Raw genomic sequence first — 13,933 nt, forward strand, 5'->3', positions numbered from 1 at the left:
CAGGCGTTTAAGGCGCTCGCACAACGTCAATCAAACAGGGGAGGATCGGTTCGGGCGAGGTGACGGCGATCAGTTCGCGTCGACCCTGTAACCTTGTTGACGCAACAATTCGAGCACGCCGCGCGGGCCACCCAGGTGCAGCGCGCCGATCGCGACGAACAGCGGCCGGTTCGGCGCGGCGATTGCCGTCATTCGTGCAACGAAGCGGCGGTTGCGCTCGTACACGATCTTGTTGTCGATCGCGTCCGACAGCGCCTTCGAACGCGCGAGTCGTTCGCTCTTCGCGACCGCCCATGCCGAGATCGCATCGGCGTCGCCAATTCGCCACAGTCGGTGCAGCGCCTTGATGTCGTCGGCGTTCTGCGCGGGGGTCTGCACCATGTCCTGCGCGAGCATCTCGCGCTGCTCGGCGAGCGTCAGCCCGGTGAACGCGCGCATCTGTTCGGCGAGCGTCTCGAGCCCGATCACGCGGCCGCCCTTCTTCTTCAGGAACACGTTCTGTAGCTGCGCCTCGGTGCCGTACTCGGTCTGCAGGCCGGCCGACAGCGAATCGTAGGTCTCGACGACGAGCGCCGCGAGCCACGGCCGCATCTTGCGGATCTCGGTGAGCGCGGCCGGGTTACCGCGCAGACGCGCCGCGAGCCGCTGCCACAGCGGCTCGGGCAGCAGGCGCTGCAGGCACGGGTAGCGGCAGACGCCGTACTTCGACACGTCGTCCTGCGATTCGAGCAGGTCGTCGGGCGACAGCTCGAGCGCCAGTGTGGGCGACGCGGCGAGCGCCGCGAGGATGCGCGGCCGGAACGGCTGCGCGCTCGGGTAATCGGACGGGTCGCCCGTGTGCAGCGTGCCGAGCACGTACAGCGTGACCTTGCCCTTGGTTGCAACGTAGAACGGCATGCGCGCGGGCTGCACGCGCACGGTGCCGCGCGACACCGTGCCGTCCGACACGGCGGGCGCGTGAAAGCCCGGCAGGCTCATGCCGGGCGGCGGGACTTGCGACGGATGGATCGGTGAAGTGGCCGGCGCGCGCCCTTCGGCGCGCGCGGATTCGACAGGAACCACGAGGCTGGCCGCCACGCACGCGCCGGCCAGCGCCGCGCCCGTGACGGTACGCACGCTCCAGCGCCGCGCGTAGCGGTACGCGCGCATCACGCGCGCGCTGCTTGCCCCCGCACGGCGCACGCCGGACGCGCGCGCCGCCAACGCTTCAGGCATTCGCCTCCCCTACCTCCTCGGCCCGATGGCAGGCCACGCGCCGGCCGTCGACCTCGCGCAGCTGCGGCTCCTCCGCCCGGCAGCGCTCGACCGCATACGGGCAACGCTGGTGGAACGCGCAGCCCGACGGCGGATTGAGCGGCGACGGCAGTTCGCCCTGCAGCTTGATCTGCACGCGGCGGTCTTCCTCGAAGATCGCCGGCGTCGCCGACATCAGCGCGCGCGTGTACGGATGGCGCGGCCGTGCGTAGATCGTTGCCTTGTCGCCGAGCTCGGCGACGCTGCCGAAGTACATCACCATCACGTCGTCGGCGACGTGCTCGACCACCGACAGGTTGTGCGAGATGAACACGTAGCTCGTCTTGAACTGCTCCTGCAGATCCATGAACAGGTTCAGGATCTGCGCCTGGATCGACACGTCGAGCGCGGACACCGGCTCGTCGGCGACGACGATGCGCGGATCGAGGATCATCGCGCGCGCGATCGCGACACGCTGGCGCTGGCCGCCCGAGAACATGTGCGGATAGCGCTTCGCGTGCTCGGGCCGCAGGCCGACCGTGCGCATGATCTGCGCGATGCGCTGCGCGCGTTCGGCGGCCGTCAGGTTCGCGTTGATCTCGAGCGGTTCGGACAGCGTCTGCTCGACGGTCTTGCGCGGGTTGAGCGACGCGAACGGGTTCTGGAACACCATCTGCACGCGGCGGCGCAGGTCGGCAACCGTCTCGCGGCTGGCGCCGGCCACGTTCTTGCCGTCGATCGTCAGGCTGCCCGAGGTGGGCGTCTCGATCATCGTGAGCTGGCGCGCGAGCGTCGACTTCCCGCAGCCCGATTCGCCGACGACGGCGAGCGTCTTGCCGCGCTTCAGCGAGAACGACACGCCGTTCAGCGCCTTCACCGTGCCCTGACCGAACATCCCGCGCTTCACCGAGTAGTGTTTCGCGAGGCCGTCGGCCACCAGCACGGCTTCCTCGTCGTTCGACACGCGAGGCGTTTGATTGACTGCATTCATCGTGCACCTCCCGTCAGGTCGAGGTTGGAAACGTTGAGCGGCTTGATGCAGCGTGCGCGCATCGCCTCATTGCCGGACACCAGCGTGTCGAGCGCCGGCCGCGCCTTGAAGCAGTCGTCGACGACGTACTTGCAGCGCGGCGCGAACAGGCACCCGGACGGGCGATCATCGCGGCCCGGCACCATGCCGGGCAATGCGGCAAGGCGACGCGCCCCCTTATTGTGCTCGGGAATCGCCGCGAGCAGCGCTTCGGTGTACGGATGATGCGGCGCGCGGAAGATGTCGGGCACGCTGTTCGTCTCGATCACCTCGCCCGCGTACATCACCGCCACGCGCTGCGCGACCTCCGACACCACGGCCAGGTCGTGCGAGATCAGCACGAGCGCCATCCCGCGCTCCTTCTGCAGCTTCACGAGCAGGTCCATGATCTGCGCCTGGATCGTCACGTCGAGCGCGGTGGTCGGCTCGTCGGCGATCAGGAGCTTCGGGTTGCACGCCACCGCCATCGCGATCATCACGCGCTGGTTCATCCCGCCCGACATCTGGTGCGGGAACGACGTAATGCGGTTCTTCGCATCGGGAATGCCGACCTGGTCGAGCAGTTCGAGCGCGCGCCGGTGCAGCGCGTCGCCGCGCAAGCCCTCGTGCAGCTTCAGCACTTCCTTGATCTGATAGCCGACCGTGTAGCTCGGGTTCAGGCTCGTCAGCGCGTCCTGGAACACCATCGCGATGTCCTTGCCGACGATCTTGCGGCGCGCCTTCGGCGACGCCTTCAGCAGGTCGACGCCGTTGAACGTAACCTCATCGGCCGTCACCTTGCCCGGCGCATCGATCAGGCCCATCAGCGCCATCATCGTCACGCTCTTGCCCGAGCCCGATTCGCCGACGACGCCCACCACCTCGCCCGGAGCGATCGACAGGTTGATCCGGTCGACGGCAGGCAGGCCGTTGAAATTCACCGCGAGATTGCGGATGGTCAGAAGATCTTGGCTCATGATTAGGCCATCCGTTTCAGTTTGGGGTCGAGCGCGTCACGCAGCCCGTCGCCGAGCAGGTTGATCGCGAGCACCGAAATCAGGATCGACAGGCCCGGCATCGTCACGATCCACCACGCGTTGTCGATGTAGTCGCGCGCGGACGCCAGCATCGCGCCCCACTCGGCGGTCGGCGGTTGCACGCCGAGGCCGAGGAAGCCGAGCGCGGCCGCGTCGAGGATCGCCGACGAGAAGCCGAGCGTCGCCTGCACGATCAGCGGCGCCGTGCAGTTCGGCAGCACCTGCGAGAACATCAGGCGCAGCGTGCCGGCACCGGCCACGCGCGACGCCGTCACGTATTCCTTCTGCAGCTCGCCGAGCGCCGATGCGCGCGTGAGACGCACATAGGCCGGCAGCGCGACGATCGCGATCGCGAACATCGTGTTGGTGAGGCCCGGGCCGATGATCGCGACGACCGCGACCGCGAGCAGCAGCGACGGCAGCGCGAGCAGCACGTCCATGATGCGCATCACCGGCGTGTCGGCCCACTTCTGGAAGAACGCGGCGACGAGCCCGAGCACGATGCCGGGGATCAGCGCGAGCACGACCGACACGAAGCCGATCCAGAACGACATCCGCGCGCCGTACATCAGGCGCGAAAGGATGTCGCGGCCCGCTTCGTCGGTGCCGAGGATGAATTTCCAGTTGCCGCCGTCGAGCCACGCGGGCGGGATTTTCACGAAATCGCGGTATTGCTCGGCCGGGCTGTGCGGCGCGAGCAGCGGCGCGAGCAGCGCGATCAGGATCAGCACGAGCACGACGATGCCGGCGCCGACGGCGCCGCGGTTGCGCGAGAAGTTGGCCCAGAACTCGCGCAGCGCGAGCGCACGGCCGCCGGCCGGCGCGGATTCGGTCGGCAGGGTATTTTGCAGATTGCTCATGGGATTACCTCGTGTGGCGGATGCGCGGATTCAGCACGCCGTACAGCAGGTCGACGACCAGGTTCACGACGATCACGAGCGTCGCGATCAACAGGATGCCGCCCTGGACGACCGGATAGTCGCGGCGGCCGATCGCATCGATCAGCCACTTGCCGACACCGGGCCACGAAAAGAGCGTCTCGGTCAGCACGGCGCCCGCGAGCAGCGTGCCGATCTGCAGGCCGATCACGGTGACGACCGGGATCAGCGCATTGCGCAGCGCATGCACGACGACCACGCGCGCGGGCGACAGCCCCTTCGCGCGTGCGGTGCGGATGTAGTCCTCGCGCAGCACTTCGAGCATCGACGAGCGCGTCATCCGCGCGATCACCGCGAGCGGGATCGTGCCGAGCACGATCGCGGGCAGGATCAGGTGGCTGACCGCCGACTTGAACGAGCCTTCATCCGGCGCGAGCAGCGCGTCGATCAGCATGAAGCCCGTCGGGTGCGGGAAGTCGTATTCGACGGCGATGCGCCCCGACACGGGCGTCCAGCCGAGGTACGACGAAAACACCATGATGAGGATCAGCCCCCACCAGAAGATCGGCATCGAGTAGCCGGTGAGCGCGGTGCCCATCACGCCATGGTCGACGACCGAGCCGCGCCGCAACGCGGCGATCACGCCGGCCGGCAGCCCGACCGCGAGCGCGAACACGAGTGCGCACAGCGACAGCTCGACGGTCGCCGGGAAGCGCGCGAAGAACTCGCCCGCGACGCTCGTGTTGGTAATGATCGACGTGCCGAGGTCGCCATGCAGCGCCCGGCCGATGTAGTGGAGGTACTGCATGGGCAGCGGCTGGTCGAGCCCGAGGCGTTTCATCGCCTCCGCATGCATCGCGGGATCGACGCCGCGCTCGCCCATCATCACTTCGATGGGGTCGCCCGGTATCAGGTGAATCAGCGCAAACGCCAGGATGGTGATACCGATGAAAGTCGGGATCACCATGCCCACGCGGCGCAACACGAATGTGAACATGATGCGTCTCGTATTTTCTTGTGGGAAATGTGCGACCGGCGACGGGAAGCTTTTGGCCTCCCGCCGCCGGATGAATTAGCCGGTCTCGGTCTTCGTAGACAGCTTACGCCGGGCGTGTTACTTCACGCTAACACCGTCGAAGCGGGCATAGCCGAGCGGCTCGATACGCATGTCGACCACGGTCTTGCGCACCGGCTGGTAGACCGTCGAGTTCGCGATCGGCGAGAACGGCAGCTGTTGCGCGAAGATCTGCTGAGCCTGCGTGTAGAGCTTCGTCCGCGCGTCCTGGCCCGTCGTCGTGCGGCCCTTCTGGACCAGATCGTCGAACGGCTTGTAGCACCAGTGCGAAAAGTTGTTGCCCTTGATCGCGTCGCAGCCGAGCAGCGTGCCGAGCCAGTTGTCCGGATCGCCGTTGTCGCCCGTCCAGCCGATCAGCATCGTGTCCTGCTCGCCCGCGTGCGCGCGCTTGATGTACTCGCCCCATTCATACGTGACGATCTTCGCCTTCACGCCGATCTTCGCCCAGTCGGCCTGGATCATCTCGGCCATCAGGCGGGCGTTCGGGTTGTACGCGCGCTGCACCGGCATCGCCCACAGCGTGATCTCGAAACCGTTCGGGAAGCCGGCCTTCGCGAGCAGCGCCTTCGCCTTCGCGGTGTCGTTCGGCGCCATCTTCAGGTTCTTGTCGTACGACCATTGGGTCGGCGGCATCGGCGCGGTAGCAGCCTGGCCGGCACCCTGGTAGACGGACTCGAGGATCGCCTTCTTGTTGATCGCCATGTCGAGTGCCTGACGCACCTCGAGCTTGTCGACCGGCTTGTGCTCGACGTTGTACGCGAGGTAGCCGAGGTTGAAGCCTGCCTGCGACGGCATGTCGACGTTCGGATCTGCCTTCAGCGTCGCGATGTCGGCCGGACGCGGATAGCTCATCACCTGGCATTCGTTGCGCTTGACCTTCTGCACGCGCACGCCCGGATCGGGCGTGATCGAGAAGATCAGCTTCGAGAGCTTCACTTCGCCCTTCTTCCAGTAATCAGGATTGCCGTCGAACCGGATCGTCGCATCCTTCGTGTAGCTGCGGAAGATGAACGGGCCCGTGCCGACCGGCTTCTGGTTGATGTCGGCGGCCTTGCCTGCCTTCATCAGCTGGTCGCCGTATTCGGCCGACAGGATCGACGCGAATTCCATCGCCATGTTCTGGATGAACGGCGCATTCGGCTCGGCGAGCGTGAACTTCACGGTGTACGGATCGACCTTCTCGACCTTCGTGATCAGCTTGTCGAGGCCCATGTCGGTGAAGTACGGGAACGACACCGGGTACGCCTTGCGGAACGCCTGGTTCGGGTCGAGCATGCGCTGGAACGTGAACAGCACGTCGTCCGCGTTGAATTCACGCGTCGGCTTGAAGAAGTCGGTCGTGTGGAACTTCACACCATGGCGCAGGTGGAACGTGTACACCTTGCCGTCCGGCGACACGTCCCATTTCTCGGCGAGGCCCGGCTCGACCTTCGTGCCGCCGCGCTCGAATTCGACGAGGCGGTTGTAGACGGTGAACGTGGCGGCGGTGAAATCGACGCCGGTCGTAAACTGCGCGGAATCGAAACCCGCCGGGCTGCCTTCTGAGCAGTAGACGAGCGTTTTGTTCGGGATCTGTGCGAATGCAGAACCCGCGACGCCGAGCGATGCCGCTGCCACGCCTGCAATGGCGGTAACACGCAGGGTGTGCAACAGACGGTTGTATTCCATGTTTCCTCCAGGTCTCCAGATCGGAACCGGCCCGCCCGGGGCCGGTGTACGCGGATATTACTTGAGCTAACGATGTGGCAACAAGCTGGAGAAAAAACTCTTCTAGATGCCCCGCCGGGTTTTTGCCGATGTTTAGTGTGGGTAAAAAATGCGACAACGCGCGCGAGCGACAATTCCGTTCATTTCGCGCAAGTTTCGTTCGACGACTAAACAATTCGGGCGCGAACACGAAGGTTCGACGCACCGTTTTCCCGCGTTCTGCAGCACATCATTGCGTTTTGCGAAACGATCCGGTGATCGTCTTTAAATCGTCATGTCGTCGCGTCGTCGCATCGTCACGCCGGCGCGTCGAGGTCGGCACTGCGCGCGGGCACGAACGCGACCGCGACGATCGACAGCGCAATCCCGGCCATCACATAGTAGGTCGGTGCGAGCGGCGTGCCCGTGACCTTGATCAGCCACGTGACGATGAACTGCCCGAAGCCGCCGAACAGCATCACCGCGACGTTGTACGCGATCGACAGTCCGGTCGAGCGCACGTTGGCCGGAAACAGCTCGGCGATCATCGCGCCGAACGGCCCGTAGTAGCCCGCGAGCGTGACCGACAGCACGGCCTGCACCGCGATCAGCCGCGCGATGCTCGGCGCCGCGTCGAGCCACGCGAACAGCGGATACATCAGCACGAGCGTCAGCACCAGCGACCACAGCGACAGCCCTTTGCGGCCGATGCGATCCGACCACGCGCCCGCGATCGGCGACAGCACCATCAGCAGCAGGTTGCCGACGATCACCGCGTAGAACGATTCCGCGTAGGGCAGCTTCAGCTGCTTCACCGCGAAGGTCGGCAGATAGCTGATCAGCACGTAGATCGTCACCGTCAGCGCGATCACCGAGCCGAGCCCGCACAGCACCTCGCGCGGGTGGCGCGTGAACACTTCGCCGAGCGTCGCGCGGCGCGCGCTTTGCTGCGCATGCAGGAACGCTTCGGAATCGGCGAGATGGCGGCGGATGTAGAAGCCGATCGGGCCGATCACGAGCCCGAGGATGAACGGCACGCGCCAGCCCCAGCTGCGCAGCGCATCGTGCGACAGCCCGCGCGTGACGGCCGCGCCGACGAGCGCGCCGATCAGCAGCGCGGCCGCCTGGCTCGCCATCTGCCAGCTGCCGTAGAAGCCGCGTTTCGAGAATGGCGCGGCCTCGATCAGCAGCGCCGTCGCACTGCCGAATTCGCCGCCCGCGGAGAAGCCCTGCAGCAGGCGGCCGAGCACGATCAGGATCGGGCCGCCGATGCCGATCGCCGCATACGGCGGCGCGACCGCGAGCAGGAAGATGCCGGCCGTCATCAGGAGGATCACGAGCGACAGCGCGGCCTTGCGGCCCGCGCGATCCGCGTACAGCCCGAACACGATGCCGCCGATCGGGCGCATGAAGAACGCGACGCCGAACGTCGCGGTGGTCAGCAGCAGCGACGAGTATTCGCTGGAGGTCGGGAAGAACAGCTCGGCGATCACGACCGTCATGAAGCCGAACACCGTGAAGTCGTACCACTCGAGCGCGTTGCCGATCACGGCGGCCGCGACCGCGCGCCGGTTCAGCGCACGCTCGGGCCGGATCGTTTTCGTTGAATTCGCAATCGTCGCCATGCGTGCCTCGTCCTCGTCAGTACGCCGTGTCGGGCTGCGCGGCGCGCGGGGTGCCCGCGGCGCGCTGGTTTGCAGCGAGTGTAGAAAGCGACGGAACCGATTTCAAGCAATAAAAAACGCCCGCCGTCTTTCGACGGCGGGCGTTTTGCGGTTTTCGCCACAATGCGGCATCGCACGATGCCGCACGGGCCTCAACCCATCTTCGAGAAGGCGCTGCACCAGCCCTTCGCCGACACCTGCTTGCCGGGGAAGGCGCCGCACGGGCCCGAGGCCGAGCCCTTCTTGCCTTGATACAGCATGCAGGCCGCGCAATCCTGGCCTGCTGCGTATTTCGGATACTTCGTCTTGTCGACCTTCGTGGCATCGGCCTTGTAGCCGAGTGCCGTCGCGGTCGGGTCGCTTTCCGTGAGCATCGGCGCATCGGCCAGCGCTTCACGCGACAGCGCCAGCGCGGACACGGCACCAATGCTCGTAATCAGGAAACTCCGACGGGATGTTTTCATGGGGGACTCGCTCCAACGTTATCGGTTTGAAAGCTGTTCTGGCGACAGCCGTTCGACAGAATAACGCTCATGCGAATAAATGTGCGCGCCGAAATTCCAGAGATAAGGAATTTCACACAGCCGCCACACGGCCGATACGCGCCCGCCACGGTTCCACCACACCCCCGCCACACACGCGCCGCGTCAGTGGTAAGCCGCCATGTCGCCCACGCGCTGCGCGAGCGCGAGCGACGCGGTGAGCCCCGGCGACTCGATGCCGAACAGGTTCACGAGCCCGCGCACGCCATGCTGCGCGGCGCCCTGCACGATGAAATCGGCCGGCGGCTCGCCGGGCCCCGCGACCTTCGGCCGGATGCCCGCGTACGCCGGCTGCAGCGCGTCGTCGGGCAGGCCCGGCCAGAATGCGCGAATCGACGCGTAGAACGCGGTCGCGCGCGCGGGATCGACTTCGTAGCGCAACGCATCGACCCATTCGACGTCCGGGCCGAAGCGCGCCTGCCCGCCGAGATCGAGCGTCAGGTGCACGCCGAGCCCCGCGCGGTCGGGCATCGGGTAGATCAGGTGCGAGAACGGTGCACGCCCCGACAGGCTGAAATAGTTGCCGCGCGCGAGATACAGCGGCGGCACCCAGCGCGGGTCGAGGCCGCGCGTGCGGCGCGCCAGCGCCTGTGCGCCGAGGCCCGCGCTGTTGATCACGCAGGCGGCCTCGATCTCGGTCGGCGCGTCGCCGCCCGTGCGCACGACGAAGCGGCCGCCGCGCAGCACGTCGATCGATTCGACCGGGGATTTCAGCGCACACACCGCGCCGTCGCGCTCCGCGTCGCCGAGCAGCGCGAGCATCAGCTGGTGGCTGTCGACGATGCCGGTGGACGGCGAGAACAGCGCCTCGACGCACTCGAGCGCAGGCTCGAGCGTCTGCGCTTCGGCGCGCGTGAGCGGCATCAGGTCGAGCACGCCGTTTTCGGTCGCGCGTACGGCAATCGCCTTCAACTGCTTCACCTGCGCGGCGCTCGTGGCGACGAGCAACTTGCCGGCACGCCGGTGCGGCACGTGACGCGTCTCGCAGAATTCGTACAGCAGGTCGCGCCCGTGCACGCACGACATCGCCTTCAGCGACCCGCGCGGATAGTAGAGCCCCGCATGGATCACTTCGCTGTTGCGCGAACTCGTACCGGTGCCGATCGCATCGGCAGCCTCGAGCACGAGCGTTTCACGCCCGCGCGCGGCCAGTTCGCGCGCAATCGCAAGACCGACGACACCCGCGCCGATCACGACACAATCCATCTGCTCCATGACGTTTCGCGCCGCTAGCGCGTCGAGGGGAGAGAAGAGAATTGTACGTCCCGGTTCACCCGCTTGCCGAAGGTCGTGCAGCGTATCGCGACGACGCCGTGCATGACGCGCGACGCACGGCACGATTCGCGGCACTGCACGGCGCGCACGCCGCCGAGGCGTGCGCGCGCCGCTCGTTCAGAAACCGATCGGCCGGCGCTTCGCGGCGCCCTCGTCGGCCCGGATGTCGCGCGGCCCGATCGCATCGCGGCCGTCGAGCCGCGCGGCACCGAATGCGTGCAGCAGCGCGCGGCGCATCGTGCGCGGCGCGGTCGCGGCCAGCACGTCGAGCGCGTCGTCGCCGAGAATGTCCGGGAAGCGCCGCCCCCACGCATGCGACGTGCGGATCTCGTCGTAGATCGTCTGCGCAATCCGGCGCGCGCCGGCCGCATCGGGCGGCTCGATTTCGTACACGTTCATCCGGTTGAGCAGCGGCTCCGGAATCGCGTGCGCGTCGTTCGCGGTCGCGATCCAGATCACGTTGCCCGCATCGATCGGCACTTCCGCGAATTCGTCGATGAATGCGCGCGCGGTGTCGTGCTCGAGCAACGCGTACAGCGCGCCGAGCGGATCGTATTGCGCATCGCTGCCGGCCTTGTCGATCTCGTCGACCGCGATCACTGGGTTCGCGTAGCTGCCGTTCACGAGCGCATCGAACACCTTGCCGGGCTTCGCGTTCTTCCATTGCGACGACGCACCCGACAGGATCCAGCCGGCCGTCAGCGAACTCATCGGCACGTAGTGGTACGCGGTGCCGAGCAGTTGCGCGAGCGCCTTCGCGAAGTGCGTCTTGCCGATGCCCGGGGGCCCGAGCAGCAGGATCGGCATCAGTTCGAGCCGGTCGTCCGTTTCGAGGCACAGTGCGACCTGCTTGCGCACGTCGTCGAGCGGCTCGGCGAAATTGGGTAATGCCTCGCCGAGCGCGTCGAACGACGGCATCCGGTTCGGCTTCACGCAGAAGCGCAGATTGCCCGTCTTGAGCATCCTCTCGTAGGTGGCGCGCAGTGCGTCGCTCGCGCTCTCGTTCAGGTCACTCAGCGCCGTCTCGACCTGCTCGAGGTCGTACACCGTGCTGAAGGACGCCACCGCCAGTTCCTGTTTCACCATCGCCGTCGTCATACCAACCTCGCTGCCGCTTGCTGTCACACGACCATCAGACCCTTACGATTTCAGTGTAGCGATCCCGCATTCCCGCGCAAGCAAGCAGCCGCGTGCGTCTGCTGCTAACACCCGCGCGCACTGCACGCCGGCGCACCGCGGCGTATGATCGTCGGTTCACCCACCCGCCGCACCGGCCTGGCCGACGGCGCCCGCGCGGCGCGTCGGACCCCGTCCCGAAGGTATGCCGATGTCCGTCCCCACTGCTGTCCCGCGCGTCGATGCCGATGCGACCGGTGCCGTCGACACCGTCGACGCGGCGCTCACGTCGCGCCGCGCGATCCGCGCATTCCTGCCGACGCCCGTGCCGCGCGACACACTCGAGGCGATCCTCGAAGCCGCGAGCCGCGCGCCGTCGGGCACCAACATCCAGCCGTGGCGCGTGTACGTCGCGACGGGCGCGACGCGCGATGCGCTGGCCGCCGCGCTCACCGCGGCCCACGACGATCCCGCGCGCGACGAGAAATACGTCGCCGAATACGACTACTACCCGCGCGAATGGGTGTCGCCGTATATCGACCGGCGCCGCAAGGTCGGCTGGGACCTGTACGGCCTGTTGAACATCGGCCGCGACGAGAAGGCGCGCATGCATGCGCAGCACGCGCGCAACTTCCGCTTCTTCGATGCGCCGGTCGCGCTGTTCTTCACGCTCGACCGCGTGATGACCTACGGTGCCTGGCTCGACTGCGGGATGTTCCTGCAGGGCGTGATGACGGCCGCGCGCGCACGCGGGCTCGATACCTGCCCGCAGGCCGCGTTCGTGCCGTTTCACCGGATCGTCACCGAACACCTCGGCATTCCCGCCAACGAGCAGCTGGTCTGCGGGATGTCGCTCGGCCATGCGGACCCCGACGCGATCGAGAACCGCCTCGTCACCGAGCGCGCGCCGGTCGCCGAGTTCACGCGCTTTTTCGCTTGAAAACGCATGGCGCGGCCCTACCTTTCGGACAGGACCGCATCTTGCGGCGAACCTGCCGCGGCGCGTCCCGTCACATCGCGATCGAAATCGATCGGGCGTAAGATGTGCGTCCGTTCCCCGCTATTCCGCGTTTCCGGAGACGTTTCATGCTGAAACACGGCCTGGCCGTCCTGCTCGCGAGCATCGCGCTCGCCGCCCATGCGCAGAGCCCCGCACCGGCCTCCGTCGCGTGGGAGATCCAGGTGGTACGCGACGGTCAGACCATCGACACGTTCCAGCAGCGCACCACCGTGGGTCAGACCCGTACCGATACCCATCGCTATCCGTCCGCCGTGCCGGTCGGCTGCGGCAATGCCGCGCGCGTCGTGCCGACCGAGCGTTCGCGCTCGGTGACGGTCGCGCCGCTCACCGTCGATGCCAGTGCGAACACGGTGTCGCTCGCGCTCGACGTGCAGGAAACGATCGACGACGAGGGCGCGAAGCCGGCCGATCCGTGCCTGCCCGCGTCGCCGCGGCAAATCGTCGCGAGCCACCCCGGCCTGACGGTCGGCGGCGACGCGTGGACCGACTGGACGCTCGTCGAACAGCATCCGCACCTCGTGTACCGCGTGCGTGCGCACGTCGCGAAGGATTGAGCGTCATGTCCGCCGACGCCCTGTCCCTGCCGTTCGCCGAACCGCACGCCGCCCCCGACGAACTCACCGCGGTGAGCTGGAACCTGCACAAGGGCCGCTCGCCGCTCGGCTTCACCGCGTGGAACGCGATGCGCAACTGGATGCAGTCGACGCACGCCGACGTGTATTTCCTGCAGGAAGCGATGGCGCGCCGCATGCCGCGCCCCGTGCTCGCGCCCGGCTTCGGCGCGCCGATGGACGATGCGGTCGACGACGTCTGGCACTGCCAGGCCACCGAGATCGCGCATGCCCTCGACTGGCAGATCGCGCTCGGGCCGAACGTGTTCAAGCCGTCGTGGCGGCACGGCAATGCGATCCTGTCACCGCATCCGCTCGACCTCGGCGGCCGCTGGGACATCTCCGCGCACCGCTTCGAGCGGCGCGGGCTGCTGGTCGCGCGCGCGACGCTCGCGGGCGCCCGCCCGGTCACGCTGCTGTGCGCGCACCTCGCGCTCACGCGCGCCGCGCGGCTGCGCCAGATGCACTGGATCGCGCACTGGATCGTGCGCAACGCAGGCGACGGCCCGCTGATGCTCGCCGGCGACTTCAACGACTGGCGCAACGATTCGGTCGCGCTGTTCGGCGAGATCGGGTTGTCCGAGGTCGCGACGCTGCTCGGCGAATCGGGCCGCACATTCCCCGCGTTCTCGCCGGCGCTCGCGCTCGACAAGATGTTCGTGCGCGGGCTGACGCCGCTCGAATGGCGCGCGCCGTCCGGCGAGGCCGCGTGGCTGTCGGACCACCTGCCGTACATCGCGCGCCTGCGCCTCGATCCGCAATAACGTTCCCGATCCCGGCCGGATA

At 67.3% G+C, this 13,933-nt stretch carries 13 protein-coding genes; 3 read left to right on the forward strand and 10 right to left on the reverse strand.

Going from position 1 to position 13,933, the window contains the following annotated elements; translation table 11 throughout:
- Positions 1–69: 69 nt before the first annotated feature.
- The 10 genes from BCEP18194_RS22090 to BCEP18194_RS22135 all read right to left on the reverse strand — a co-directional run bounded on the left by BCEP18194_RS22090 (position 70) and on the right by BCEP18194_RS22135 (position 11,497).
- A complete protein-coding gene (locus tag BCEP18194_RS22090) occupies positions 70–1,215 on the reverse strand; it encodes a TraB/GumN family protein (protein ID WP_011353487.1) in 1,146 nt (381 codons plus the stop codon).
- On the reverse strand, positions 1,208–2,224 hold the full coding sequence (locus tag BCEP18194_RS22095) for a peptide ABC transporter ATP-binding protein (RefSeq protein ID WP_011353488.1): 1,017 nt from the start codon (positions 2,222–2,224) through the stop codon (positions 1,208–1,210). Before BCEP18194_RS22095 ends, BCEP18194_RS22090 begins: the two co-directional genes overlap by 8 nt.
- Positions 2,221–3,219, reverse strand: a complete 999-nt coding sequence (locus tag BCEP18194_RS22100) for an ABC transporter ATP-binding protein (protein ID WP_011353489.1) — start codon at positions 3,217–3,219, stop codon at positions 2,221–2,223. Before BCEP18194_RS22100 ends, BCEP18194_RS22095 begins: the two co-directional genes overlap by 4 nt.
- Before the next feature lie 2 nt (positions 3,220–3,221).
- Positions 3,222–4,139: an ABC transporter permease subunit gene (locus BCEP18194_RS22105; RefSeq protein WP_011353490.1), complete on the reverse strand. Its 918-nt coding sequence runs from the start codon at positions 4,137–4,139 to the stop codon at positions 3,222–3,224.
- Positions 4,140–4,143: 4 nt separating this feature from the next.
- Entirely contained in the window at positions 4,144–5,154 is a 1,011-nt protein-coding gene (locus BCEP18194_RS22110; RefSeq protein ID WP_011353491.1) for an ABC transporter permease subunit, read from the reverse strand.
- A gap of 117 nt (positions 5,155–5,271) precedes the next feature.
- Positions 5,272–6,900, reverse strand: a complete 1,629-nt coding sequence (locus BCEP18194_RS22115) for an ABC transporter substrate-binding protein (protein ID WP_011353492.1) — start codon at positions 6,898–6,900, stop codon at positions 5,272–5,274.
- A gap of 335 nt (positions 6,901–7,235) precedes the next feature.
- The gene (locus BCEP18194_RS22120) at positions 7,236–8,543 is read right to left on the reverse strand and encodes an MFS transporter (protein WP_011353493.1); all 1,308 of its coding nucleotides are present in this window, start codon (positions 8,541–8,543) and stop codon (positions 7,236–7,238) included.
- A 191-nt stretch (positions 8,544–8,734) separates the two neighbouring features.
- Entirely contained in the window at positions 8,735–9,046 is a 312-nt protein-coding gene (locus BCEP18194_RS22125) for a high-potential iron-sulfur protein (RefSeq protein WP_011353494.1), read from the reverse strand.
- Positions 9,047–9,229: 183 nt separating this feature from the next.
- A complete protein-coding gene (locus BCEP18194_RS22130) occupies positions 9,230–10,339 on the reverse strand; it encodes an NAD(P)/FAD-dependent oxidoreductase (RefSeq protein ID WP_041492981.1) in 1,110 nt (369 codons plus the stop codon).
- Positions 10,340–10,516: 177 nt separating this feature from the next.
- On the reverse strand, positions 10,517–11,497 hold the full coding sequence (locus BCEP18194_RS22135; protein ID WP_011353496.1) for an AAA family ATPase: 981 nt from the start codon (positions 11,495–11,497) through the stop codon (positions 10,517–10,519).
- 229 nt (positions 11,498–11,726) lie between these two features.
- On the opposite strand from BCEP18194_RS22135, the gene BCEP18194_RS22140 reads away from it, so the two are divergent.
- The 3 genes from BCEP18194_RS22140 (at position 11,727) to BCEP18194_RS22150 (ending at position 13,911) form a co-directional block, all read left to right on the forward strand.
- Positions 11,727–12,455, forward strand: a complete 729-nt coding sequence (locus BCEP18194_RS22140) for a nitroreductase (RefSeq protein ID WP_011353497.1) — start codon at positions 11,727–11,729, stop codon at positions 12,453–12,455.
- 146 nt (positions 12,456–12,601) lie between these two features.
- Entirely contained in the window at positions 12,602–13,090 is a 489-nt protein-coding gene (locus BCEP18194_RS22145) for a hypothetical protein (protein ID WP_011353498.1), read from the forward strand.
- A gap of 5 nt (positions 13,091–13,095) precedes the next feature.
- Complete coding sequence (locus tag BCEP18194_RS22150; RefSeq protein ID WP_011353499.1) at positions 13,096–13,911, forward strand: endonuclease/exonuclease/phosphatase family protein; 816 nt, start codon at positions 13,096–13,098, stop codon at positions 13,909–13,911.
- The last annotated feature ends 22 nt before the right edge of the window (positions 13,912–13,933 follow it).

Source organism: Burkholderia lata, from assembly GCF_000012945.1.
GTDB lineage: Bacteria > Pseudomonadota > Gammaproteobacteria > Burkholderiales > Burkholderiaceae > Burkholderia > Burkholderia lata.

Coding starts and splice junctions, on each gene's coding strand:
- BCEP18194_RS22110 (WP_011353491.1), bottom strand. CDS start 5,154: ATGTTCACATTCGTGTTGCGCCGCGTGGGCATGGTGATCCCGACTTTC.
- BCEP18194_RS22090 (WP_011353487.1), bottom strand. CDS start 1,215: ATGCCTGAAGCGTTGGCGGCGCGCGCGTCCGGCGTGCGCCGTGCGGGG.
- BCEP18194_RS22120 (WP_011353493.1), bottom strand. CDS start 8,543: ATGGCGACGATTGCGAATTCAACGAAAACGATCCGGCCCGAGCGTGCG.
- BCEP18194_RS22125 (WP_011353494.1), bottom strand. CDS start 9,046: ATGAAAACATCCCGTCGGAGTTTCCTGATTACGAGCATTGGTGCCGTG.
- BCEP18194_RS22095 (WP_011353488.1), bottom strand. CDS start 2,224: ATGAATGCAGTCAATCAAACGCCTCGCGTGTCGAACGACGAGGAAGCC.
- BCEP18194_RS22140 (WP_011353497.1), top strand. CDS start 11,727: ATGTCCGTCCCCACTGCTGTCCCGCGCGTCGATGCCGATGCGACCGGT.
- BCEP18194_RS22150 (WP_011353499.1), top strand. CDS start 13,096: ATGTCCGCCGACGCCCTGTCCCTGCCGTTCGCCGAACCGCACGCCGCC.
- BCEP18194_RS22130 (WP_041492981.1), bottom strand. CDS start 10,339: ATGGAGCAGATGGATTGTGTCGTGATCGGCGCGGGTGTCGTCGGTCTT.
- BCEP18194_RS22145 (WP_011353498.1), top strand. CDS start 12,602: ATGCTGAAACACGGCCTGGCCGTCCTGCTCGCGAGCATCGCGCTCGCC.
- BCEP18194_RS22115 (WP_011353492.1), bottom strand. CDS start 6,900: ATGGAATACAACCGTCTGTTGCACACCCTGCGTGTTACCGCCATTGCA.
- BCEP18194_RS22100 (WP_011353489.1), bottom strand. CDS start 3,219: ATGAGCCAAGATCTTCTGACCATCCGCAATCTCGCGGTGAATTTCAAC.
- BCEP18194_RS22135 (WP_011353496.1), bottom strand. CDS start 11,497: ATGACGACGGCGATGGTGAAACAGGAACTGGCGGTGGCGTCCTTCAGC.
- BCEP18194_RS22105 (WP_011353490.1), bottom strand. CDS start 4,139: ATGAGCAATCTGCAAAATACCCTGCCGACCGAATCCGCGCCGGCCGGC.